The following is a 23,601-nucleotide window of genomic DNA, read 5'->3' on the forward strand; positions in this document are numbered from 1 at the left end:
GCGGCCGCCACCGCGGCTTCGTGGCGGCTCACGTCTTGCCGAGCGTGGCCTCCACCGTCTTCGCCGTCCCCGACCGGCTGAAGGTCACCTTCACCTTCTGACCCGGCCGGTCCGACGCGAGCTGCTCGGACAGCGACTCGATCGAGGTCACCGGCGAGCCGCCCAGCTTGGTGATGATGTCCCCGGCCCTGATCCCCGCCCCGGCCGCCGCGCCGCCCTTCGTGGTCGCCACCACCGCGACCCCCGCGGGCTGGAGGTCGGGACCGAGGACGGTACGGCCCGTGATGCCCAGGGCGGCCCGCCCCGAGTCGGTGACCCGGCCGTTCTTGATGATCTGGTCGGCGACCGTCTTGACCATGGACACCGGAATGGCGAAGCCGATCCCGGGCGCCGCGCCGTTGCCCAGCTGCTGATCGGTCGCGGCGAGCGTCGGAATGCCGATCACCTCGCCGTTCAGATTGACCAGCGCGCCCCCGCTGTTGCCCGGGTTGATCGCGGCCGACGTCTGCACCATGTTGGCGATCGTGGCCCCCGTACCGCCGCCCTCCGAGCCCTCGCTGACGGTCCGTCCGACGGCCGAGACGATGCCCTGGGTGACGCTGCCGGAGAGCCCCAGCGGCGACCCCATGGCCAGCACGATCTGGCCGACGGCGACCTGGGCGGTGTCACCGAACTTCGCCGCCTTCAGCCCGCTGGGCACCGAGTCGAGCTTGATGACGGCGAGATCCTGCTGCGGGTAGCTGGAGACCAGCGTCGCCCTGAGCGGCTGCTCGCTGTTGGCCACCGTGACCGTGAACGACCGCTGTTTGTCGACCACATGGGCGTTGGTGACGATATGGCCCTGGCCGTCGTAGACGATGCCCGAGCCGAGGTCGTTGCCGGTCTCGATCTGGACGACCGACGGCAGCACGTTCTTGATCACCGTCTCGTAGTCCGTCTGGAGGTCGCTTCCGCTGCGCCGCTCGGCGGCGGCCCGCGTGGTGGTACCGGACATCGACGTGCCGGAGCCCGTGGCGGCGGTGCCCGAGCAGCCGCCCACCAGCGCGACCAGGCAGGTCACGGCGGTCAGGGTCAGCGGGATCCGGCGCGGGGGACGGCGGTGAAGAGAAGCAGTCATGCCCGGAGTATCCCGTTTGTCCCCGGGGCCCGGCCTGCGGTACGCCGCCGATCAGGGGGTCGGGGAGAGACGCGGAGGGGGTGCCCGGGGGCACCCCCCTGCCTCAGCGCGCCGCCGCCAGGAACTGCGTCGCCGCCAGCTCCCCGTACAGCGCGTCCCCCGCCACCAGCTCCTCGTGCGTGCCCACCGCCCGTACCCGCCCCGCGTCCATCACCACGATCCGGTCCGCCAGCGTCACCGTCGACAGCCGGTGCGCCACCACCAGCACCGTGACCTCGGCGGCCACCTCCGTGACCACGTCCCGCAGCGCCAGCTCATTGACCGCGTCCAGCTGCGACGTCGCCTCGTCGAGGAGCAGCAGCCGGGGTTTGCGCAGCAGCGCCCGCGCGATCGCCACCCGCTGCCGCTCGCCGCCCGACAGCTTGGAGCCGCGATGGCCGACGAGCGTGTCCAGACCGTCCGGCAGCCGCTCCACCAGCCCGTCGAGCCTGGCCCGTACGAGCACCTCCCGGATCTCCTCCTCGGAGGCGTCCGGCGCGGCGAAGACGAGATTCTCGCGCAGCGTCCCGGCCAGCACGGGGGAGTCCTGCTCGACATAGCCGATGGCGGCGCGCAGCTCGGCCAGCGGCAGGTCGCGCACATCGCGCCCGTCGAGCAGGACCCGGCCGCCGCTCGCCTCGTAGAACCGCTCCACCAGCCCGAAGACCGTCGTCTTGCCCGCTCCGGACGGGCCGACGAAGGCCGTCATCCCCGGGCCCGGCACCTCGAAGGAGACCCCGCGATGGACGTACGGAAGGTCGTCGCGGTAGCGGAAGGACACGTCCTCGAAGACGACCGAGGCCGGACCCCGGCCCGAGACCGGCCCCTCGCCCGGGGCGCCAGGAACTCCTGGCTCCGCCTCCAGCGTCTCCGTCTCCAGCCGCTCCGCCTCCACGATCCGGGCGACCGCCGCCGTACCCACCTGGTACTGCGACACCGCGTTCACCAGATCGGACACCGGGTCGATCAGATAGAACAGGAACAGCAGGAAGGCGACCAGCGTCGATACGGAGATGGCCCCCGACGCCACCCGCGCCCCGCCCACCCCCAGCACCGCCAGGAACGACACCTGCACGGCCAGCCCGACCGACGCCCCGGCCACCGTCCGCCACTTCGCGGCCGCCACCCCGTGCTGCCACGCGTCCCGGGCCGCCGTCTCCACCACCGCGGTCTCCCGGCCCTCGGCGCCCGACGCCTTGAGCGTGCGGAACGCCCCGAAGGCCCGCTCCAGCACCGCGGATATGTGCCCGACCGCCTCCTGTGAGCGCTTGGCCGCCCGCGCGATCCTCGGCATCACCAGCGCGACGGCGCTGCCGATCACCACGATCACCCCGAGCGTGACGCCCAGCAGCACCGGGTCCAGCCAGCCCATCAGCGTGATCGTCGCCAGGAACGCCAGGCTGCCGGTCGCCGCCGAGACGATCGACTGCGTCGTCACCGCGCGCAGCAGCGTGGTGTCCGAGGTGACCCGGGACATCAGATCGCCCGGCTGGGTCCGCTCCACCTCCGGCAGCCGCAGCCGCAGCAGCCGCCCGATCAGGGTGCGGCGGGCGGCGAGGACCACGGACTCGGCGGTCCGCTCCAGCAGGTACGAGCCGAGCGCCTGGACCGCCGTACCGAACACCACCAGCCCGGTGAGCAGCAGCAGGACCCCGGTGATCGAGCCGCTCTCACCGAGCCGGTCGACCAGGGCCTTCGCGGCGAGCGGCTGCGCCAGCCCGGTCGCCGTGCCGATCAGCGCCAGCAGCGCGCCGAGGGCCACCGTCGCGCGATGCGGCCGGAAATGCCGGTACAGGGCCCGCCAGGTCTCCCGGGCGGGCAGCTTGGGTGTCTCCCGCGCGCCGGACGCGACGCTGTTCACTTCTGTGCTGCTCATCCTGGAGAGGACGCACAACCGCGCCCCACACCTGACTCAGCCACGGACCCCGCACAGATGCAGCATCGCCGCCACCCTGCGGTACGGCTCCGTACGTCCCGCCCGGTCCTCCGCCGTGAGCAGCCGCTCCAGCTCCTCGCCGACGGGCGGCACCGCGTCGGCGGCCGAGGCGTCCGTGAAGACCCGCACCCCGTACCAGGCGTGCAGCGGCGCTGCGATCCCCGCCAGCGTCGCGGTCAGCGCCTCCAGCCGGTCCGCCCGGACGCGCAGTCCGTGGCGGTTGGTGTACATGGCCGAGTCGAAGCCCTCCAGCGCGCCGTCCCAGTCCCCGGCGTGGCCGGGCCGCAGGGCCAGCGCGTCGCCGTTGCGCACGAGCAGGGACAGCAGACCGCCGGGCGCCAGCATCCGGGCCAGGCCCGCGAGCATCGCGTCCGGCTCGGCCACGTACATCAGTACGCCGTGGCAGAGCACGACGTCGAAGCTGCCGGGCAGGAAGTGCACCCCGGTCTCCAGGCCGTCGCCCTCGATCAGCCTGACCCGCTCCCGTATGCCCGCCGGCTCCTGGGCGAACGTCTCGCGCGCCGTGGCCAGCATCCCGGGATCGGATTCGAGACCGGTCACGGTGTGACCGGCCCGCGCCAGGCGCAGCGCCTGCGTGCCCTGGCCCATACCGACGTCCAGCACCCGCAGCCGCTTCCCGAGGGGGAAACGCGCGGTTATCTGCTCGTCGAGCTGGCGCGCGACCAGCTCCTGGCGGACGACGTTACGCAGCCCCCCGAGCCCGGCGAGCCAGTTGACCCGTGCGCCCGAGAAGCCGGAGACCTCCGTACTCAGGGCCGCTCTCCGCGCTTGACCTGCGGCTTCGGCAGGCGCAGTCGGCGCATCTGGAGCGTACGCATCAGGCCGTAGGCCACCGCGCCGCGCTTGGGGGTGTCGGGGAAGCGCTCGGCGAGCTGCTTCTTGAGCCGGAGCCAGATGCCGATCGAGTCGACGACGATCAGCACGATCACACCGAGCCACAGCAGCAGCGCGATGTTCTGGAGCGCGCCGACCCTGACCATGCTCAGCACCAGGATCACGACGGCGAGCGGCAGGAAGAACTCGGCGATGGCGAACCGCGAGTCCACGAAATCGCGGACGAAGCGGCGCACCGGGCCCTTGTCACGGGCCGGCAGGTAACGCTCGTCGCCGCTGGCCAGCGCTTCGCGCTGCCTGGTCAGGTCGGCCCGCCGCGCTTCGCGCTGGCGCTTCATGGCCGTCTTGCGGTCGGTCGGCGTCGTGGAGGCGCGTCGGCGTTGCGACTCGGCCTCACTGCGCTTGGGGGTCGGGCGGCCCTTGGGGGCCTGCGGGTCGCGGGGCTGCGTGGAGAGGTCCGCCGTCACCTTGGTGGCGGTGGCCTTCTCTTCCTTGGAGCGGCTTCGGAACACAAAGCCCAAGGGTACGGGGTGTCGTGGTTCGGCCCCACCCCCACGGGGAACGATCCCGCAACGTCCTGCGTCAGTACAGGGACAGAGTGGGTATTGTCCCCACTTTTCGCCACGGTCGCCCAGGGTTTCCTACTCCCTGCGTCCGAGCGTACGGGCGGCCAGTCGTCCTTGGGGAGGAGCGCATCCGCGCTGGAACAGTGCGGTAATAGAGGCAGGGCCCGTACTGTGGGTTCTGTTGGAGTGCTGTAGCTGGAGTCCGTCAGAAGGGGGCGCGCGAAGCCCATGAGCGGTGTCATGAAGCGTATGGGGATGATCTTCCGCGCGAAAGCCAACAAGGCCCTTGACCGGGCCGAGGATCCGCGCGAGACCCTCGATTACTCGTACCAGAAGCAGCTGGAGCTGCTTCAGAAGGTGCGCCGCGGTGTCGCCGATGTGGCGACGTCGCGCAAGCGGCTGGAATTGCAGCTGAATCAGTTGCAGGGCCAGTCGAGCAAGCTGGAGGACCAGGGCCGCAAGGCGCTGGCGCTGGGCCGCGAGGACCTGGCGCGCGAGGCGCTGTCCCGCCGCGCGTCGCTCCAGCAGCAGGTCACCGACCTGGAGACGCAGCACCAGACGCTCCAGGGCGAGGAGGAGAAGCTCACGCTCGCCGCGCAGCGCCTCCAGGCCAAGGTCGACGCCTTCCGTACGAAGAAGGAGACCATCAAGGCCACCTACACGGCGGCGCAGGCACAGACCCGGATCGGCGAGGCGTTCTCCGGCATCTCCGAGGAGATGGGCGACGTCGGCATGGCCATCCAGCGTGCGGAGGACAAGACCGCACAGCTCCAGGCGCGGGCCGGCGCGATCGACGAGCTGCTCGCCTCCGGCGCCCTGGACGACCAGTCCGGGATGGCGAAGGACGACATCGCCGCCGAGCTGGACCGGATCTCCGGCGGTTCCGACGTCGAGCTGGAGCTCCAGCGCATGAAGGCGGAGCTGGCCGGCGGCTCGACGCCGAACCAGGCGATCGAGGGCGGCAACGGCGGTACGGGCACGCAGGACGCCCAGCCGTCCACCAATAAATTCGACAAGCAGTAGGGGCGCGTCATGATCGTACGGATCATGGGGGAGGGTCAGGTGAAGCTGGCGGACAGCCACTTCGCCGCACTCGACAAGCTCGACGACGAGCTGCTGGCCGAGGTCAGGGACGGGGACGAGGCCGGCTTCCGCCGCACCTTCCACGCGCTCCTGGACAAGGTCCGCGAACTCGGCGAGCCGCTGCCGGACGACGCTCTGGAGCCGTCCGAGCTGATTCTTCCCGCGCCCGGCGCGACCATGGAAGAGGTCCGCGCGATGCTGAACGACGACGGCCTGATCCCGTCCTCCTGACGGGGCGGGCTCCGTCCTCCCGGCAGCGGAGGGCGCGGCCGTCCGCATCCGCACTCCAGCCACTCCTGGACGAGTCATTCCGAAGTCCCGTCTGCTCGGCCTTCGGCCGGACGACGCTCCTTCGGAATGACTCGTCCGCGCCCCGCACCCACACGGTGCGGGGCGCTCGTGCGTTCCGGCGCGCGCCCGCACCCCGTACCGTTGCCCGATGTGAGCCGAATCGAAAGCGCGTACACCCGCACAAGGAGCTGGGCACGCGCACACCCGCTCGCCTCGGACGGCGCGCTGGCCGCCGCCGTCCTCGCCTGCATGATCTTCGGGTCGTTCACCGACCACGGCAGCCCCGAGGGCCCCACCTTCGGCACCCGCACGCCCGACCCGGTCAGCGTCCTGCTCATGGTGCTCAGCGGCGCCGCGCTGGTCTTCCGGCGCCGCGCCCCCATGCCCGTGCTGTTCTGCACCGCCGGGCTGACCCTCCTCGAACTCCTGCTGGCCCAGCCGCCCGCGCCCCTCGTCCTCAGCGCCGTCATCGCGCTCTACACCGTCGGCTCACGCACCGACCGGCCCACCACCTGGCGGGTCGGGGTCGCCACCATGTCCGTGCTCACCGCCGTCGCGATGATCCTCAGCCCCGGCCCCTGGTACGCCCAGGAGAACCTGTCGATCTTCGCCTGGACCGGCATGGCGAGCGCCGCCGGCGACGCCGTACGCAGCCGGCGGGCCTTCGTCGGCGCCATCCGCGAGCGCGCCGAACGGGCGGAGCGCACCCGCGAGGAGGAGGCGCGCAGAAGGGTCGCGGAGGAGCGGCTGCGGATCGCCCGCGATCTGCACGATGTCGTCGCCCACCACATCGCGCTGGTCAATGTGCAGGCGGGCGTCGCCTCGCACGTCATGGACAAACGCCCCGACCAGGCCAAGGAGGCGCTCGCACACGTACGGGAGGCCGGCCGCTCGGCGCTCAGCGAGCTGCGCGCCACCGTCGGGCTGCTCCGGCAGTCCGGCGACCCGGCGGCCCCCACGGAACCCGCCCCCGGCCTCGCGCACCTCGACCGCCTGCTGGACACCTTCCGCAACGCGGGACTGCCCGTGGAGTTCGCGATGAACGGCCGGGCCCACGCCCAGCGCCTGCCCGCCGCCGCCGACCTCGCCGCGTACCGGATCATCCAGGAGGCCCTGACCAACGTCCGCAAGCACGGCGGCCCGACGGCCAGGGCCGAGGTCAGCGTCGTCCACCTCGGCGCGACCGTGGAGATCACCGTGCTCGACAACGGCGGCGGCACCGGGGCGCCCGTGAACGGTACGGACACCGGCGCGGACACTGACGCGGACCCCGGCCACCCCGACCCCGGCGAACCCGACGGCGGCGGCCACGGCCTCATCGGGATGCGCGAGCGCGTCACGGCCCTCGGCGGCACCCTCACCGCCGCCCCCCGCTACGGCGGCGGCTTCCGCACCCAGGCGATACTGCCCGTCAACGACCGTACGCGGCAGGGGAAGAACGCATGACGATCAAGGTGCTGCTCGCCGACGACCAGACACTGCTGCGCAGCGCGTTCCGCGTACTGGTGGACTCCGAGCCCGACATGGAGATCGTCGGGGAGGCCGCAGACGGGGCGCAGGCCGTGGAACTCGCCCGCGCCACCCGCCCCGATGTCGTCCTGATGGACATCCGGATGCCCGGTACGGACGGCCTCACCGCCACCCGCACGATCAGCGCCGACCCGGACCTCGACGGGGTCCATGTCGTCATGCTGACCACCTTCGAGGTCGACGAGTACGTGGTGCGGTCGCTGCGCGCCGGGGCCTCCGGCTTCCTGGGCAAGGGCGCGGAGCCGGAGGAACTCCTCAGCGCGATCCGGATCGCGGCGGCGGGCGACGCGCTGCTCTCGCCCGTCGCGACGAAGGGGCTCATCGCCACCTTCCTCGCCCAGGGCGGCGGCGCCGACCCCGACCGGAGCGGCACCGGCCGCTCCGCGCGCCTCGAAGCCCTCACCGTGCGCGAGCGCGAAGTGCTCGTCCAGGTCGCCGGCGGCCTCTCCAACGACGAGATCGCCGAGCGCCTCCAGGTCAGCCCGCTGACCGTGAAGACCCACGTCAACCGGGCGATGGCGAAGCTCGGCGCACGCGACCGCGCACAGCTCGTCGTCATCGCGTACGAGTCGGGCCTGGTACGTCCGAGGGTGGACTGACTCAGCTCCGCGCTACTCCAGGCGCGGTATGCGGCAGATAAAGAAGGGGACCTGGGGGCTACGCGTTCGGCCTCCCGGATGGCAGATCGTATAGAGGGGGCCTCAGCGCCCCACCCCCGGAGACGTTCCGTACGCCTCCCGGGCCGAGCCGCCGAACCACCTGCCGCGTACACCACAGAAGAGAGACCCCATGTCCTGGCTGGCAAAATTCAGCCTCGCGCAACGGGCCCTGATAGGGCTGATTTCGATCATCGCGATCGTGTTCGGCGCGGTTGCGATACCGCAGCTCAAGCAGCAGCTGCTGCCCTCCATCGAACTTCCGATGGTCTCGGTGCTCGCCCCCTACCAGGGCGCCTCCCCCGATGTGGTCGAGAAGCAGGTCGTCGAGCCGCTGGAGAACTCGCTCAAGTCCGTCGACGGCATCAAGTCCGTCACCTCCACGGCCAGCGAGGGCAGCGCCATCGTCATGGCCTCCTTCGACTTCGGTGACAGCGGCACCAAGCAGCTCGTCGCCGATGTCCAGCAGGCCGTGAACCGCGCCAGGTCCCAGCTGCCGACGGGCGTGGACCCCCAGGTCATCGCCGGCTCGACGGACGACATCCCGACCGTCGTCCTCGCCGTGACCTCCGACAAGGACCAGCAGGCCCTCGCCGACCAGCTCGACCGCACGGTCGTCCCGGCGCTCCAGGGCATCGACGGCGTCGGCCAGGTCACCATCGACGGCGTCCGCAAGCTCCAGGTCTCCGTCACGCCCGACGACGGCAAGCTCGCGGCGGCCGGACTGACCACCATGTCGCTCTCCGAGGCCCTCAAGGCCGGCGGCGCGACCCTTCCCGCCGGCGCCTTCACCGAGGACGGCAAGAGCCGTACGGTCCAGGTCGGCGGCGGCTACACCTCGATCAAGCAGATCGAGGACCTGCGGATCGCGCCCCAGGCCGCCCAGGGCGGCGCCGGCGACGCGACCGCGCCCAAGCCCGTACGCCTCGGTGACATCGCCACCGTCGAGCAGACGCCGTCCGCCGCGACCTCCCTGACCCGGACCAACGGCAAGCCCAGCCTCGCCGTCGTGGTCACGATGGACAAGGACGGCAGCGCCGTCGCCATCTCCGACGGCGTCAAGGACAAGCTGCCCGGCCTCCGCAAGGACCTCGGCTCCGGCGCTGCCCTCACCGTCGTCACCGACCAGGGACCCGAGGTCTCCAAGTCGATCTCGGGACTCACCACCGAAGGCGCGCTCGGTCTGCTCTTCGCGGTGATCGTGATCCTGGTCTTCCTGGCCTCGATCCGCTCCACGATCGTCACGGCGGTCTCCATCCCGCTCTCCATCGTCCTGGCGCTGATCGTGCTGTGGACGCGTGACCTCTCGCTCAACATGCTCACCCTCGGCGCGCTGACCATCGCGATCGGCCGCGTCGTCGACGACTCGATCGTCGTGCTGGAGAACATCAAGCGCCACCTCGGCTACGGCGAGGAGCGCGAGAAGGCCATCCTCACCGCCGTCAAGGAGGTCGCGGGCGCGGTCACCGCCTCGACCCTGACGACCGTCGCGGTGTTCCTGCCGATCGGCCTGGTCGGCGGCATCGTCGGCGAACTGTTCAGCTCGTTCTCGCTCACCGTCACGGCGGCCCTGCTCGCCTCGCTGCTCGTCTCCCTCACCGTCATCCCCGTCCTCTCGTTCTGGTTCCTCAAGGCACCGGGCCTCGCGGACGGCGCCGACCCGGACGAGGCGCGCCGCAAGGCCGAGGAGGAGGAGACCCGCAGCAGGCTCCAGCGGCTGTACGTCCCCGTGCTCGGGTTCGCCACCCGCCGCCGCATCACCAGCGTGGTCATCGCCGCGGCGGTCCTGCTCGTCACGCTGGGCATGGCACCGCTCCTCAAGACCAACTTCTTCGACGAGGGCGACCAGGAGAGCCTGACGATCTCGCAGAAGCTGGAGCCCGGCACCAGCCTGGAGACGGCCGACGCCTCCGCCAAGAAGGTCGAGAAGCTCCTCTCCGGCCTCGACGAGGTCACGGACTACCAGGTCACCGTCGGCTCCTCCGGCTTCATGGCGGCCTTCGGCGGCGGTTCGGGCGCGAACCAGGCGTCCTACCAGGTCACGCTGAAGGACGCGGAGAAGTCCGCGGAGACCCAGGAGCACATCGAGAAGGAACTCGCCAAGCTCAAGGGCATCGGCACCACCACGATCAGCGGGGGCGGCGGCTTCGGCAGCCAGGACCTCAGCGTGGTCGTCAAGGCGTCCGAGTCGGACACCCTCGAAAAGGCGGCCGAAGAGGTACGCAAGGCCGTCGCCACGCTGGACGACGTCACCGATGTCCAGAGCGACTTGGCGCAGTCCGTCCCGCGCATCTCGGTGAAGGCCAACGAGAAGGCCGCCGAGGCCGGCTTCAACGACACCGCGATCGGCGGCGCCGTGGCGCAGGCCGTGAGCGGCACCCGGTCGGGCACGGCCATGCTGGACGACAGTGAGCGCGATGTCATCGTCACCTCCGAGAAGCCGGCCACCACGATCGCCCAGCTGAAGAAGGTGCAGCTCGGTCCGGTCACGCTCGGTCAGGTCGCCGATGTGAAGCTCGTTCCGGGCCCGGTCTCCATGACCCGCATCGACGGCGCCCGCTCCGCGACGATCACGGCGCGGCCGCTCGGCGACAACACCGGCGCGGTCAGCACGGCTCTCCAGACGAAGATCGACGGTCTGAAGCTGCCCGACGGCGCCACCGCCACCATCGGCGGTGTCTCCTCGGACCAGGACGACGCCTTCACCAACCTGGCGCTGGCCATGCTCGCGGCGATCGCGATCGTGTTCATGCTGCTGGTCGCGACCTTCCGGTCGCTCATCCAGCCGCTGATCCTGCTCGTCTCCGTCCCGTTCGCCGCGACCGGCGCGATCGCCCTGCTGCTGCTCACCGGTACGCCGCTGGGCATCCCGGCCATGATCGGCATGCTGATGCTGATCGGCATCGTCGTCACCAACGCGATCGTGCTGATCGACCTGATCAACCAGTACCGGGCCCAGGGCCTGGGCGTGGTGGAGGCCGTCGTCGAGGGTGGCCGTCACCGGCTCCGCCCGATCCTGATGACGGCGCTCGCCACGATCTTCGCGCTGATGCCGATGGCGGCGGGGGTCACGGGCGAGGGCGGCTTCATCGGCCAGCCCCTCGCGGTGGTCGTGATCGGCGGTCTGCTCTCGTCCACGCTGCTGACACTGCTGCTGGTGCCCGCGCTGTACGCGATGGTCGAACTCCGCAAGGAGCGCCGGGCCGCCAAGAAGGCCGCCAAGCGCTCCGCCAAGGACGAGCCGGCCACGGGCGCCCCGGCCACGGAGCCGGACCAGGAGCCGGTCAAGGTGTAACCACCGGGCCGGATAGACGCCGACGCCCCCGTACGGACCGAATGCACGGTCCGTACCGGGGCGTCGGCGCGTGCGGGGCCGTGGTTCGGTTACTTCGTGAGGAGGTAGGCCCGCTCGATCGTCTGGGTCAGGGTGTTCCCGTCCCCGTCGGTCAGCTCCGCCCGCAGCGAGACACTGCCCCCACCCGTCACCAACGGCCCCGTTCACCACGCTTACCTCTTGGTACTGACCCGCCGATTACAGCTGACAGTGATCAGCGGGGCATGAATCCCAGCAAGCATCCGGTCGACGGACGCTTGACGAAACGCGCCACCACTCCATGCAACTGCCGCGTGCCCCGCAGGGCCCACCGGCTCACAGGATTCCGGCCCGGCGGGGATGAGTTCAGCCCGTCCTGGGTCGGTGCTGGGGCGGGCTGAACTGGGGAAACGGCTGCGCTGCGCCTTATGCCTTGAGGGTGGCGATGAACGTGGTCCAGGAGGCGGCCGGTGGATCTGCCGCTCTCCACCCTGACCTTCGCACCGAAGCTGAACCTGGCCAGCACGGCCGAGGCGGGCGCGAAGCTGACGGTGCCGCTGTCCGTCGACGGTTACGCGGCGGGCAACGGCGTGGGCGTCAAGTCCCTTGAGGTCAAGGCGTCCTACGACGGCGGCAAGACCTGGGTGAAGGCTCCCGTCACCACCGAGGGCACGGACCGAGTACGCCCCCGGAGCCACAGACCAGGCTCCGGGGGCGTGTCACGTACCCACGTACGTACGTACGCGTCCGCTACGGCAGCGCCAGCATCCGCTCCAGCGCCAGCTGCGCGAAGTCCGCCGTCTCCTTGTCGACCCGGATGACGTTGACCTCGTTGCCCTCGGCCAGCGACTCCAGCGTCCACACCAGGTGCGGCAGGTCGATGCGGTTCATCGTGGAGCAGAAGCAGACTGTCTTGTCGAGGAAGACGATCTCCTTGCCCTCCGGGGCGAAACGGTTCGCCAGGCGCTGTACGAGATTCAGCTCCGTGCCGATCGCCCACTTCGAGCCGGCCGGGGCCGCCTCCAGGGCCTTGATGATGTACTCGGTGGAGCCGACGTAGTCCGCCGCCGCCACGACCTCGTGCTTGCACTCGGGGTGGACCAGCACGTTGACCCCCGGTATCCGCTCCCGCACGTCCCGTACGGAGTCGAGCGAGAAGCGCCCGTGCACCGAGCAGTGGCCGCGCCACAGGATCATCTTGGCGTCCCGCAGCTGCTGCGTGGTCAGCCCGCCGTTCGGTTTGTGCGGGTTGTAGAGGACGCAGTCGTCCAGCGACATCCCCAGGTCCCGTACCGCCGTGTTCCGGCCCAGGTGCTGGTCGGGGAGGAAGAGGACCTGTTCGCCCTGCTCGAAGGCCCATTTCAGCGCGCGCTCGGCGTTCGACGAGGTGCAGATCGTGCCGCCGTGCTTGCCGGTGAACGCCTTGATGTCGGCCGAGGAGTTCATGTACGAGACGGGCACCACCCGGTCGGTGATCCCGGCCTCGGCCAGCACGTCCCAGCACTCCGCGACCTGTTCGGCCGTGGCCATGTCGGCCATGGAGCAGCCGGCGGCCAGGTCGGGCAGGACGACCTTCTGGTCGTCGGTGGTGAGGATGTCGGCGGACTCGGCCATGAAGTGCACACCGCAGAAGACGATGTACTCGGCGGCGGGGCGGGCCGCCGCGTCCTTGGCCAGCTTGAAGGAGTCCCCGGTGACATCGGCGAACTGGATGACCTCGTCGCGCTGGTAGTGGTGGCCGAGGACGAAGACCTTGTCGCCGAGCTTCTCCTTCGCCGCGCGGGCGCGCTCCACCAGATCCGGGTCCGAAGGGGAGGGCAGGTCGCCGGGGCACTCCACGCCGCGCTCGCTGCTCGGATCGGCCGCGCGGCCGAGGAGCAGCAGGGCGAGAGGGGTCGGCTGGACATCGAGGTCCACGGACTGGGTGGTGGTCACGGCACGCACCTTTTCTTCTCTACGGACGAACGGACGAGCCTTTTCGTCTAAATGACGCTATCTATCATAGCCGCTTCACGTCACTTTGACGACGGCGATAGCGTCGATGTGACGCATTCCGAAGGGGCGGCCGGTGTGCGAGCATGAATGGGGAAAGACAGCCGGGAATGACAAGCGTCAGTGCCCGGAATGAATCCGCGGCCGAGCCGGTTGCACTGTCGGCAAGCTGTCCGCAAGCAGTCCGTACAACCCGGGAGAGAAGCAGATGTCCGTATCGGACGAGACCACCACCGTGAGCGACGGCATCCTCCTGTCCGACGCCGCCGCGGGCAAGGTGAAGGCCCTGCTGGACCAGGAAGGGCGTGACGACCTCGCGCTGCGCGTCGCCGTCCAGCCCGGCGGCTGCTCCGGCCTGCGTTACCAACTGTTCTTCGACGAGCGCTCGCTCGACGGCGACGTCATCAAGGACTTCGGCGGCGTCAAGGTCGTCACCGACCGGATGAGCGCCCCCTACCTGGGCGGCGCCTCCATCGACTTCGTCGACACGATCGAGAAGCAGGGCTTCACGATCGACAACCCGAACGCGTCGGGCTCCTGCGCCTGCGGTGACTCCTTCAGCTAGGACGTCTCCGCGGAGGACAGAGCGCATACGGAAGGCGGCGGCCCCGAGAGGGACCGCCGCCTTCCGCGTGACGTGTATCCGTGACCTGTATCAGCGACGCGCGATCTTCTCGCCCGTCGTCGCGTCCACCACCGTCCGCTCGCCCAGCGGCTCGTCCAGGGTCACCGTCGCGGACTGCTCCTTGGCGATCGCCATGCACACCTTGTCGGGATCCGGGTGGGAGACCACCAGCTTCACCTTCACCGCGGTGCCGCTCTCGTCCGCCTGCGGCGTGTACGTGGAGCACACCCCGCCCATGAAGTGGAGCGTCAGCTTCCGGCCCTCCGTGGTGTACGTCGTGATGGCGCTCGACCGGGACGTGTCCGGCGCGGCCTTGTCGCCCCCCGGCGTGTCCGGGCCCACCGGTGCGGGTCCGCCCGGCAGCTCCTGGTGCGGCGGCTCTGATTTGGTCAGGAACTCCGGGGCCACCGCCGGGTGCGTCACCGTGTACGGCGCGGCGCCGCCGCCCGGGGCCACCTCGAACAGCCAGGACGGTACGAGCGCGCCCTTGCCCGCCACCGACCGCACCGCGAGCCCGAAGACCGCCTTGTCGATCTCCACCGGCTGAGCGGCGGCCGCGCGGGCGGCGCCCGCGCACGGAGCGGCCGGCTCCTCGCTCTCCAGCGGTACGGCTGTCGCGCAGCCGCCGATCCGGCCCGCGGCCGTACCGCCCGCGCCCTCGGCGGCCTTGTTCAGCTCCTTGAGGGCCGCGTCCGCGCCGATCACCGGATAGGCGTCACTGCGCTCCGGCGCCGTCAGCTGTCCGCCGCCGCCGGTGACCTGGCCGTCCGTACCCACCTGGATCCCGGTCGACCAGCCGTACGTGGGCAGCCCGCCGACCACCGGATCCGCGTTCACCACCCGGGTCGAGCCCATCAACTGCCCGGCGTCCAGATCCGCGTCGGCCTGCCCCAGCGCCTTCAGCACCGGCGCCGCCGCCTTCTTCGCCGCCGCCTCGCTCACCGCCGCGCCCGCGTCCCCGGAGGCCGGACCCCCGGCGCCGCTCGCGCTCGAACCGCCCGACGGGCACGCCTTGCCCTTGAGGCAGTTGTCGCCGCCCGAACGTCCGAACTGGGCGTAGGTCCAGGTGCCCGGCGCCTGCTTCGAGACGCTCAGCAGCGGGCCCGAACCGTCCTTGTCCGTACCGACCTTCCAGGCCGTCCCGTCGGACCTGGGCGCCCCCGTCAGCCCCAGCGCCGTCGCCAGCCGGGTCACGTCGGCCGCCGTGACCGCGCCGCTCGTCCGGTAGACCCGCGCCGTACCGGGGCCCTGCGGCAGCTTGCCCTTGGCGCGGTACGTGACCCCGCCCGGATCGGGCTCGCCGGGCGCGATGGCCGGCGGCGCCGGTTCCCCGGCGGTCCCCCCGGCCGCGTCCGGGCCCCCGGCGCCGACCGGAGCCCCGGCGGGGGTGCCGAGCGTGTCGAGGGCGAGCGGCGGCGGCCCGCCGTCCGCCGAGGGCGCGGCGCTGCCGCCGAAGGCGTTCGTCGCGAAGTACGCGCCCCCGCCTCCGGCGATCAATACCGCCGCGGCCACCGTCGCGACGGCGAACCGGGGACGGCGACGGCGCGGAACACCGGCGCCGCCGGTTTCGGCTGTGCCCTCGGGGGGCCGCTCCGTACTGGTCACCGCTGCTCCTTCGACTGCGTATCGGGCATATCCGTACACCGGGCGGATCCGTACGTTCCCGGACCCGGCAAGCGGAGCGTAACCGATTCGATACGTTCCGTGGCTCCGTCGTATTCCGTATCCCCGGTAAGGGGGAACACCCGTTGGACGGAAGGGGCGCGCGAGCGGTTCCCCCCGATCGTCGCGCGGCACCGCCCGGCGTACCGACCCGGTAGCGTGAACTGTCAACCGTTCTCCTCATCAGGAGCGTTCACGCCGTGCGAATCGCAGTCACCGGCTCCATCGCCACCGATCATCTGATGACCTTTCCCGGCCGCTTCGCCGACCAACTGGTCGCCGAGCAGCTGCACACGGTCTCCCTCTCCTTCCTGGTCGACAACCTAGAAGTGCGCAGGGGCGGTGTCGGGGCGAACATCTGCTTCGGCATGGGCCAGCTGGGCGCCCGTCCCCTCCTGGTCGGCGCCGCCGGCCAGGACTTCGACGAGTACCGCGCCTGGCTGGACCGGCACGGCGTCGACACCACCTCCGTGCGGATCTCCGAGGTCCTGCACACGGCCCGCTTCGTGTGCACCACCGACGCCGACCACAACCAGATCGGCTCCTTCTACGCGGGCGCGATGAGCGAGGCCCGCCAGATCGAGCTGAAGAAGGTCGCCGACCGCGTCGGCGGTCTCGACCTGGTGCTGATCGGCGCGGACGACCCCGAGGGCATGCTGCGCCACACCGAGGAGTGCCGCAGCCGCAAGATCCCCTTCGCCGCCGACTTCTCGCAGCAGATCGCGCGCATGGAGCGCGACGAGATCCGCACCCTGCTCGACGGCGCGACCTACCTCTTCTCCAACGAGTACGAGAAGGGACTCATCGAGGCCAAGACCGGCTGGGACGACGCGGAGATCCTCTCCCGGGTCGGCCACCGCGTCACGACGCTCGGCAAGAACGGTGTACGGATCGAGCGCGTCGGCGACGAGCCGATCGTCGTCGGCTGCCCGGACGAGACCGTCAAGGCCGACCCGACCGGCGTCGGCGACGCCTTCCGCGCCGGATTCCTCTCCGGCCTCACCTGGGGCGTCGGCCTGGAGCGCGCCGCGCAGGTCGGCTGCATGCTCGCCACCCTGGTCATCGAGACCGTGGGCACCCAGGAGTACACCCTGCGCAGGACCCACTTCATGGAGCGCTTCACCAAGGCGTACGGCCACGACGCGGGGGCCGAGGTCCAGGCCCATCTGCCCGAGACGGTGGCCTGAGCCGACGCGCGAGCCGGCGGCGGGAGCACGCGGGCGACGCTCACGACACCCGGCGGACCACATACGCGACACCGTGGTCCGCCGGCCGCTCGCCCACGTACTCCTGGCCGCGCATCTCGCACCACGCCGGAATGTCCAGCCGCGCCGCCTCGTCGTCCGAGAGCACCGCCACCGTGCCGCCCACCGGCACCTCGCCGAAGATCTTGGCCAGCTCGATCACCGGGATCGGGCAGCGCCGGCCGAGCGTGTCCAGCACCCGTTCGGCGGGGCCGCCCTCCCGGCCGGCGGCGGGCGCGGCCGAGGTGGGCGCGCCGAACCGTTCCCGTACCCCGGACACCACCCCCGGCAGCACCTCCAGGAAGCGGTCCACCTCCGCCTCCGGTGTCCCGAGGGGGAGCGAGAGCCGGACATTGCCCTCCGAGAGCACCTCCATCGCCCGCAGCACATGACTGGGGGTCAGCGTGGAGCTGGTGCAGGAGGAGCCCGAGGACACCGAGAAGTCCGCCCGGTCCAGCTCGTGCAGCAGCGTCTCCCCGTCCACGTAGAGACAGGAGAACGTGACGAGATGGGGGAGCCGGTGGACCGGATGCCCCACCACCTCCACATCGGGCACCAGCTCCGGCACCCGCGCCCTGATCCGGTCCACCAGCGCCCGCAGCCGTACCGACTCGGCCGCCGCCCCGGCGCGCACCGCGCGCAGCGAGGCGGCGGCGGCGACGATCGCCGGGATGTTCTGGAACCCCGGGGCGCGGCCCGACTCGCGCTCGTCGGCCGGGCCCGGCGCGGCGAACCGCACCCCCTTGCGCACGGCCAGCAGCCCGACGCCCGCCGGACCGCCCCACTTGTGCGCGCTCGCCGTCAGCAGCGACCAGGCGCCGTCCACCGGGCCCCAGCCCAGCGACTGCGCCGCGTCCACCAGCAGCGGCACGCCCCGGCTGCGGCAGACCTCGGCGACGGCGGAGACCGGCTGCTCCGTCCCCACCTCGTGGTTGGCCGACTGGAGACACGCCAGGGCGGTGTCGGCGCGCAGCACCGCCGCGTACGCGTCCGGGTCCACCGTTCCGTACCGGTCCACCCCCACCTCGCTCACCGTCCCGCCGGCCGCGCTCTCGTGCGCGGCCGCCGCGTGCAGCACCGAGGAGTGCTCCACCGAGGAGACCGCCACATGGCGTCCGACACGCCGACGCCCCGCGAGCGCGCCCGACATTCCCGAGTGCACCGCGTGCGTCCCCGAAGGAGTGAAAACCAGCTCGTCCGGGCGGCAGCCGACGGCCTCCGCCGCCGCCTCCCTGGCCGCGTCCAGCAGCAGCCCGGCCCGCCTGCCCTCGCGGTAGAGCCGTGAGGGATCCGCCCATCCCTCGTCCAGGGACGCCTGGAGGGCCTGGCGGGCGACGGGATGCAGCGGGGCCGAGGAGGCGGCGTCGAAGTAGGGCACGTCGTCACGCTAACGCGCACGCCGGGAAGCGCGCCCGGAAGGAGCGTCAGGAACGCCCCCGGGTCACCGGGTCGGAGATCGGGGCGCCGTGCGAATAGCGTGGTCCATCCCTTCGGGGAGTCGGGCGGCGCGTTGGGCACCCTCCCCGCACGACCTCAAATCACGTCCAGTAGGGTTTGGTCCGCATAAACATCCAAACCCCTGCCCGCGTCGGGCCGGCGACCGACCAGGAGACGGCCGCAGCCGGTCGCGCGGGCGAGACTCTCGGGAAGGCGCTACGTGAGTCCCAACGGCTCCGACCGCTCGTCGCGGCGCCCGATGCGGCGGAAGCTGCCGCAGGTGCTGACTGCGGGCCTGATCCTCGCGACCTCCACCGGTTGCACATACAAGGACTTCCCCCGCCTCGGAATGCCCACCCCGGTGACGGAGGAGGCTCCCCGGATCCTCTCCCTGTGGCAGGGCTCGTGGGCGGCAGCGCTCATCACGGGCGTACTGGTATGGGGTCTGATCCTGTGGAGCGTCATCTTCCACCGGCGCAGCCGCAGCAAGGTGGAGGTACCTCCGCAGACCCGGTACAACATGCCCATCGAGGCGCTGTACACCGTGGTCCCGCTCATCATCGTCTCGGTGCTCTTCTACTTCACCGCTCGGGACGAGTCGAAGCTCCTCACGCTCTCCGCCAAGCCGACCCACACGATCAACGTGGTCGGCTACCAGTGGAGCTGGGGCTTCAACTACATCGAGAACGTGGACGGGAAGACCACCACCGGCAACAAGGTCCCCAAGGAACTTGACGCCATCCCGGACCGGTTCGTGAAGGCTTTCCCGCAGCATGCCGAGGGCGTCTACGACTACGGCATCCCCGGCACCCGGAACCCCCAGAACAACAACCCGGGTCCGACGCTGTGGCTCCCCAAGGGGGAGAAGGTCCGGTTCATCCTGACCTCACGTGATGTCATCCACTCCTTCTGGGTGGTGCCGTTCCTGATGAAGCAGGACGTCATCCCGGGGCACACCAACGCCTTCGAGGTGACCCCCAACCAGGAGGGCACCTTCATGGGCAAGTGCGCCGAGCTGTGCGGCGCCGACCACTCGCGGATGCTCTTCAACGTCAAGGTGGTCTCTCCGGAGCGCTACCAGCAGCACCTCGAAGAGCTGGCCAAGAAGGGCCAGAACGGCTACATCCCGTCGGGCATCGCGCAGACGGATCCGGCCAAGAACGCGGAGACGAACAAACTGTGAGCATCCTCAACGAACCCCAGGGTGCCGCCGCAGCAGCTGACGACTCTTACGAGAACGAGCTGCCGGTACGGCGCAAACAGCCGGGCAACATCGTCGTGAAGTGGCTGACCACCACGGACCACAAGACGATCGGCACGATGTACCTGATCACGTCGTTCGCGTTCTTCTGCATCGGTGGCGTCATGGCGCTGCTGATGCGCGCCGAGCTGGCGCGTCCGGGCACGCAGATCATGTCCAACGAGCAGTTCAACCAGGCGTTCACGATGCATGGCACGGTCATGCTGCTGATGTTCGCGACGCCGCTGTTCGCCGGGTTCGCGAACTGGATCATGCCGCTCCAGATCGGCGCGCCCGATGTGGCGTTCCCGCGGCTGAACATGTTCGCCTACTGGCTCTACCTCTTCGGTTCGCTGATCGCGGTGAGCGGTTTCATCACGCCGCAGGGTGCGGCGGACTTCGGGTGGTTCGCGTACTCGCCCCTGTCGGACGCCGTGCGTTCGCCGGGGATCGGGGCGGACCTGTGGATCATGGGTCTGGCGTTCTCCGGGTTCGGCACGATCCTCGGCGCGGTCAACTTCATCACCACGATCATCTGCATGCGCGCCCCCGGCATGACGATGTTCCGGATGCCGATCTTCGTATGGAACGTGCTGCTGACGGCCGTGCTCGTGCTGCTGGCGTTCCCGGTGCTCGCGGCGGCGCTGTTCGCGCTGGAGGCGGACCGTAAATTCGGTGCGCATGTGTTCGACGCGGCCAATGGCGGGGCGTTGCTCTGGCAACACCTGTTCTGGTTCTTCGGGCATCCAGAGGTGTACATCATCGCCCTGCCGTTCTTCGGGATCGTTTCCGAGGTGATTCCGGTGTTCTCCCGGAAGCCCATGTTCGGTTACATCGGTCTGGTCGCGGCGACGATCTCGATCGCGGGTCTGTCCGTGACGGTGTGGGCGCACCACATGTACGTGACCGGTGGCGTGCTGCTGCCGTTCTTCTCGTTCATGACGTTCCTGATCGCCGTGCCGACCGGCGTGAAGTTCTTCAACTGGATCGGGACGATGTGGAAGGGGTCGCTGTCCTTCGAGACACCGATGCTCTGGACCGTCGGGTTCCTGGTGACGTTCCTCTTCGGTGGTCTGACCGGGGTCATCCTGGCGTCACCGCCGCTGGACTTCCACGTGTCGGACTCGTATTTCGTGGTGGCGCACTTCCACTACGTGGTGTTCGGCACCGTGGTGTTCGCGATGTTCGCCGGATTCCATTTCTGGTGGCCGAAGTTCACCGGCAAGATGCTCGACGAGCGGCTCGGGAAGATCACCTTCTGGACGCTGTTCGTCGGTTTCCACGGGACCTTCCTCGTCCAGCACTGGCTGGGCGCCGAAGGCATGCCGCGCCGTTACGCGGACTATCTCGCCGCCGACGGATTCACCGCGCTGAACACCATCTCCACGATCAGCTCGTTCGTACTGGGTCTGTCGATCCTGCCGTTCTTCTACAACGTGTGGAAGACCGCGAAGTACGGCAAGAAGGTCGAGGTGGACGACCCCTGGGGCTACGGCCGTTCGCTCGAATGGGCGACCTCGTGCCCGCCGCCGCGGCACAACTTCGTCACCCTGCCGCGCATCCGGTCCGAATCCCCGGCGTTCGATCTGCACCACCCGGAGATCGCGGCCCTCGAAGAGCTGGAGAGCGCCGGCCTCGGCGCCGGAACCGGCGCCCTCGTCGGCGGTAAGGAGGCCGGAAAGTGAAGATCCAAGGCAGGATGTTCATCTGGCTCAGCTTCTTCATCCTGGTCGTGGCCGTCGTCTACGGCATCTGGTCCAAGGAGCCGGTCGGCACGACGGCGCTGTTCCTGGCCTTCGGCCTGAGCATCATGATCGGGTTCTATCTGGCCTTCACGGCCCGCCGGATGGACGCGCTCGCCCAGGACAACAAGGAGGCCGACGTCTCGGACGAGGCCGGCGAGGTGGGGTTCTTCTCCCCGCACAGCTGGCAGCCGTTCGCGCTCGCGATCGGCGGAGCCCTCCTCTTCCTCAGTGTGGCGATCGGCTGGTGGCTGGCGTACTTCTCGGCCCCGCTGCTGCTCATCGGCCTGTGGGGCTGGGTCTTCGAGTACTACCGCGGTGAGAGCCGCACCCAGTAGCGGCTGCCGCAGAGCGTCGTTCCGGGGGGCCCGGACACTCCAGCACGGAGGGTCCGGGCCCCCCCGTTTGCGTCACTCGTCGCGCTGTCCTCACGGAATCTTCATACCGTGTGATCCATGACCCACACGCCGCGTTTGCGCACCGTCCTCAGCTGCACCCTGGTCGTGTCCCTCGGGGCTGGCGCGACCGCGTGCGGCAGCAGCAACGACCCCCACCCCCTCGCCACCAAGCCCTACAACGCCACCGGGCAGGTCGCCTTCAGCGCGCCCGGGGGCAGCGTCAAGGCCAACCCGGACAAGCCCCTGGAGATCACCGCCAAGAACCGCGACAGCCGGATCACTGACGTCACCGCCGTCGACACCGGCGGCCACTACCTGGCGGGCGAACTCACCGCCGACGGCATGCGCTGGCACTCCACGGCCCCGCTGGCGGCCGGCGCCCGCTACACGGTCAGGGTCTCCACCGAGAACAACGACGGCGCCCCCGGCAACCGCACCCTCACCTTCGACACCGCCGCCGCCAAGAAGAAACTGACGGTCGAGTTCGGCCCCGAGGAGGGCTCCTACGGGGTCGGACAGCCCATCACCGCCACCCTCAGCGAGCCCATCAAGGCCAAGGCGGCCCGGGACGTCGTCGAACGCTCCCTCAAGATCCGCGCACCGGGCGCCGAAGAGGGCACCTGGCACTGGGTGGACGACACGGAGCTGCACTACCGGCCCAAGGAGTACTGGCCCGCGAACAGCACCGTCACCGCCTCCAGCAGCCTCGAAGGAGTGAAGGTCAGCGACAAGCTGTACGGGGGCCCCGTCAAGCCGCTCACCCTGAAGATCGGCAACAAGCTGGAGGCCATCGTCGACGCCTCGGCGCACACGATGACGGTGTACCGCAACGGCGAATGGGTCAACACCATCCCGGTGACCACCGGCAAGCCCGGATTCTCCACCCGCAACGGCATCAAGGTCGTGCTGGGCAAGGAGAGCTTCGTACGGATGCGCGGCTCCAGCGTCGGCATCGGCGGCAGCGAGGGGTACGACCTGCCGGTCTACTGGGCCACCCGGGTGACCTGGAGCGGTGAGTATGTGCACGCGGCGCCGTGGTCCGTGGGGCAGCAGGGGGCGGCGAACGTCAGCCACGGCTGCACCGGGATGTCCACCGCCAACGCGGCCTGGTTCTACGAGATCGTCGAAGAGGGCGACATCGTCCAGGTCATCAACAGCGCCGGTGACTACATGGAGGACTTCGGCAACGGCTTCGGCGACTGGAACCTGGACTGGAAGGACTGGCGCAAGGGCAGCGTCGTCCAGGCCGGGGTCAGGGACGGCAGCAGCCCCGCCGACGCGGCCCGGCTGCGCCCCCAGGTCTGACGTCCGCAGGAGCCCGGCGGACACGGCCCGCGGGCTGCCGCGGGCGGGCGGGGGCCACCAACGGCCCCGCCCGCCCGCGGCGGCCTCTCAGGCGGCCCCTGCCAGCCTGCCGCGCAACAGCCCGGCCAGGGCGTCCGCGAAGCCCACCGGCTCGACCGGCAGCGTCACCGCGGCGTCCGCGCGGCTCCAGGTGGCCAGCCAGGCGTCCTGCGGGCGGCCGATCAGCAGCAGCACCGGCGGGCAGTTGAAGATCTCGTCCTTGATCTGGCGGCAGACGCCCATACCGCCCGCCGGGGCCGTCTCGCCGTCCAGCACACAGACATCGACACCGCCCTCGTCCAGTCGCTTCAGGACGGCCGGCAGCGTCGCGCATTCGAGGAACTCGACCCGCGGTACGTCGGCGGCCGGCCGGCGGCCCGCCGCCAGCCGGACCTGCTCGCGGATGTTCGCGTCGTCGCTGTAGACCAGCACCGTGGCGGTCGGCTGCATTGTTCCTCCGTGACATCAGTGTCTGCGAGGGCTCCAGGGCTCCACAGGCCCTGGACCGATGCGCGGATCGTACTCCGTCGG

Annotated in this window: 19 protein-coding genes; 11 read left to right on the forward strand and 8 right to left on the reverse strand. The window is 70.4% G+C overall.

Annotation, left to right across the window (positions count from 1 at the left end):
• Nucleotides 1-28 precede the first annotated feature (28 nt).
• The 4 genes from OG627_RS26045 to OG627_RS26060 form a co-directional block, all read right to left on the reverse strand.
• Nucleotides 29-1,117: a S1C family serine protease gene (locus tag OG627_RS26045; RefSeq protein ID WP_329069040.1), complete on the reverse strand. Its 1,089-nt coding sequence runs from the start codon at nt 1,115-1,117 to the stop codon at nt 29-31.
• A gap of 103 nt (nt 1,118-1,220) precedes the next feature.
• Nucleotides 1,221-3,032 (reverse strand): ABC transporter ATP-binding protein, encoded by a 1,812-nt coding sequence (locus OG627_RS26050; protein WP_329069042.1) that lies wholly within the window; start codon nt 3,030-3,032, stop codon nt 1,221-1,223.
• 36 nt (nt 3,033-3,068) lie between these two features.
• Nucleotides 3,069-3,803 (reverse strand): class I SAM-dependent methyltransferase, encoded by a 735-nt coding sequence (locus OG627_RS26055; protein ID WP_329072991.1) that lies wholly within the window; start codon nt 3,801-3,803, stop codon nt 3,069-3,071.
• Nucleotides 3,804-3,862: 59 nt separating this feature from the next.
• Nucleotides 3,863-4,459 (reverse strand): DUF3043 domain-containing protein, encoded by a 597-nt coding sequence (locus tag OG627_RS26060; protein ID WP_329069044.1) that lies wholly within the window; start codon nt 4,457-4,459, stop codon nt 3,863-3,865.
• Nucleotides 4,460-4,741: 282 nt separating this feature from the next.
• On the opposite strand from OG627_RS26060, the gene OG627_RS26065 reads away from it, so the two are divergent.
• The 5 genes from OG627_RS26065 to OG627_RS26085 all read left to right on the forward strand — a co-directional run bounded on the left by OG627_RS26065 (nt 4,742) and on the right by OG627_RS26085 (nt 11,368).
• Nucleotides 4,742-5,536: a PspA/IM30 family protein gene (locus tag OG627_RS26065; protein ID WP_329069046.1), complete on the forward strand. Its 795-nt coding sequence runs from the start codon at nt 4,742-4,744 to the stop codon at nt 5,534-5,536.
• Nucleotides 5,537-5,545: 9 nt separating this feature from the next.
• On the forward strand, nt 5,546-5,827 hold the full coding sequence (pspAA, locus tag OG627_RS26070) for a PspA-associated protein PspAA (RefSeq protein WP_114625365.1): 282 nt from the start codon (nt 5,546-5,548) through the stop codon (nt 5,825-5,827).
• A 210-nt stretch (nt 5,828-6,037) separates the two neighbouring features.
• The gene (locus OG627_RS26075) at nt 6,038-7,333 is read left to right on the forward strand and encodes a sensor histidine kinase (protein WP_329069050.1); all 1,296 of its coding nucleotides are present in this window, start codon (nt 6,038-6,040) and stop codon (nt 7,331-7,333) included.
• Entirely contained in the window at nt 7,330-8,016 is a 687-nt protein-coding gene (locus OG627_RS26080) for a response regulator transcription factor (RefSeq protein WP_329069052.1), read from the forward strand. Before OG627_RS26075 ends, OG627_RS26080 begins: the two co-directional genes overlap by 4 nt.
• 190 nt (nt 8,017-8,206) lie before the next feature.
• Complete coding sequence (locus OG627_RS26085; RefSeq protein ID WP_329069054.1) at nt 8,207-11,368, forward strand: efflux RND transporter permease subunit; 3,162 nt, start codon at nt 8,207-8,209, stop codon at nt 11,366-11,368.
• A 768-nt stretch (nt 11,369-12,136) separates the two neighbouring features.
• Here the strand turns inward: OG627_RS26085 and nadA are convergent.
• Nucleotides 12,137-13,321 (reverse strand): quinolinate synthase NadA, encoded by a 1,185-nt coding sequence (gene nadA, locus OG627_RS26090; protein WP_329069056.1) that lies wholly within the window; start codon nt 13,319-13,321, stop codon nt 12,137-12,139.
• A 265-nt stretch (nt 13,322-13,586) separates the two neighbouring features.
• Between nadA and OG627_RS26095 the strand changes: the two genes are divergently transcribed.
• The gene (locus OG627_RS26095; protein WP_329069058.1) at nt 13,587-13,943 is read left to right on the forward strand and encodes a HesB/IscA family protein; all 357 of its coding nucleotides are present in this window, start codon (nt 13,587-13,589) and stop codon (nt 13,941-13,943) included.
• A 90-nt stretch (nt 13,944-14,033) separates the two neighbouring features.
• On the opposite strand, the gene OG627_RS26100 is transcribed toward OG627_RS26095, so the two are convergent.
• Nucleotides 14,034-15,608 carry a hypothetical protein gene (locus OG627_RS26100; RefSeq protein ID WP_329069061.1) on the reverse strand — a complete coding sequence of 525 codons (1,575 nt, stop codon included), beginning with the start codon at nt 15,606-15,608 and terminating at the stop codon, nt 14,034-14,036.
• Nucleotides 15,609-15,865: 257 nt separating this feature from the next.
• Here OG627_RS26100 and OG627_RS26105 point away from each other — a divergent pair, with 257 nt between their 5' ends.
• Nucleotides 15,866-16,852 carry a carbohydrate kinase family protein gene (locus OG627_RS26105; protein ID WP_329069063.1) on the forward strand — a complete coding sequence of 329 codons (987 nt, stop codon included), beginning with the start codon at nt 15,866-15,868 and terminating at the stop codon, nt 16,850-16,852.
• 40 nt (nt 16,853-16,892) lie between these two features.
• On the opposite strand, the gene OG627_RS26110 is transcribed toward OG627_RS26105, so the two are convergent.
• Complete coding sequence (locus tag OG627_RS26110) at nt 16,893-18,287, reverse strand: cysteine desulfurase/sulfurtransferase TusA family protein (RefSeq protein WP_329069065.1); 1,395 nt, start codon at nt 18,285-18,287, stop codon at nt 16,893-16,895.
• Between the two features lie 279 nt (nt 18,288-18,566).
• Here OG627_RS26110 and ctaC point away from each other — a divergent pair, with 279 nt between their 5' ends.
• The 4 genes from ctaC to OG627_RS26130 all read left to right on the forward strand — a co-directional run bounded on the left by ctaC (nt 18,567) and on the right by OG627_RS26130 (nt 23,031).
• Complete coding sequence (gene ctaC, locus OG627_RS26115) at nt 18,567-19,529, forward strand: aa3-type cytochrome oxidase subunit II (protein WP_329069067.1); 963 nt, start codon at nt 18,567-18,569, stop codon at nt 19,527-19,529.
• Complete coding sequence (gene ctaD, locus OG627_RS26120; RefSeq protein ID WP_329069069.1) at nt 19,526-21,271, forward strand: aa3-type cytochrome oxidase subunit I; 1,746 nt, start codon at nt 19,526-19,528, stop codon at nt 21,269-21,271. Before ctaC ends, ctaD begins: the two co-directional genes overlap by 4 nt.
• Entirely contained in the window at nt 21,268-21,666 is a 399-nt protein-coding gene (locus tag OG627_RS26125; protein WP_329069071.1) for a cytochrome c oxidase subunit 4, read from the forward strand. Before ctaD ends, OG627_RS26125 begins: the two co-directional genes overlap by 4 nt.
• Nucleotides 21,667-21,783: 117 nt before the next feature.
• The gene (locus tag OG627_RS26130; protein WP_329069073.1) at nt 21,784-23,031 is read left to right on the forward strand and encodes a L,D-transpeptidase; all 1,248 of its coding nucleotides are present in this window, start codon (nt 21,784-21,786) and stop codon (nt 23,029-23,031) included.
• Between the two features lie 87 nt (nt 23,032-23,118).
• Here the strand turns inward: OG627_RS26130 and OG627_RS26135 are convergent, their stop codons facing one another.
• Nucleotides 23,119-23,520, reverse strand: a complete 402-nt coding sequence (locus tag OG627_RS26135) for a hypothetical protein (RefSeq protein ID WP_329069074.1) — start codon at nt 23,518-23,520, stop codon at nt 23,119-23,121.
• Between the last annotated feature and the right edge of the window lie 81 nt (nt 23,521-23,601).

Origin of the sequence: Streptomyces sp. NBC_01429 (genome assembly GCF_036231945.1) — a bacterium.
Taxonomy (GTDB): domain Bacteria; phylum Actinomycetota; class Actinomycetes; order Streptomycetales; family Streptomycetaceae; genus Streptomyces.

Excerpts from the sequence above, each read along its gene's own strand:
- OG627_RS26045 (WP_329069040.1), bottom strand. The coding sequence starts at position 1,117 with ATGACTGCTTCTCTTCACCGCCGTCCCCCGCGCCGGATCCCGCTGACC.
- OG627_RS26050 (WP_329069042.1), bottom strand. The coding sequence starts at position 3,032 with ATGAGCAGCACAGAAGTGAACAGCGTCGCGTCCGGCGCGCGGGAGACA.
- OG627_RS26065 (WP_329069046.1), top strand. The coding sequence starts at position 4,742 with ATGAGCGGTGTCATGAAGCGTATGGGGATGATCTTCCGCGCGAAAGCC.
- pspAA (WP_114625365.1), top strand. The coding sequence starts at position 5,546 with ATGATCGTACGGATCATGGGGGAGGGTCAGGTGAAGCTGGCGGACAGC.
- OG627_RS26080 (WP_329069052.1), top strand. The coding sequence starts at position 7,330 with ATGACGATCAAGGTGCTGCTCGCCGACGACCAGACACTGCTGCGCAGC.
- OG627_RS26085 (WP_329069054.1), top strand. The coding sequence starts at position 8,207 with ATGTCCTGGCTGGCAAAATTCAGCCTCGCGCAACGGGCCCTGATAGGG.
- OG627_RS26095 (WP_329069058.1), top strand. The coding sequence starts at position 13,587 with ATGTCCGTATCGGACGAGACCACCACCGTGAGCGACGGCATCCTCCTG.
- OG627_RS26130 (WP_329069073.1), top strand. The coding sequence starts at position 21,784 with ATGACCCACACGCCGCGTTTGCGCACCGTCCTCAGCTGCACCCTGGTC.
- OG627_RS26135 (WP_329069074.1), bottom strand. The coding sequence starts at position 23,520 with ATGCAGCCGACCGCCACGGTGCTGGTCTACAGCGACGACGCGAACATC.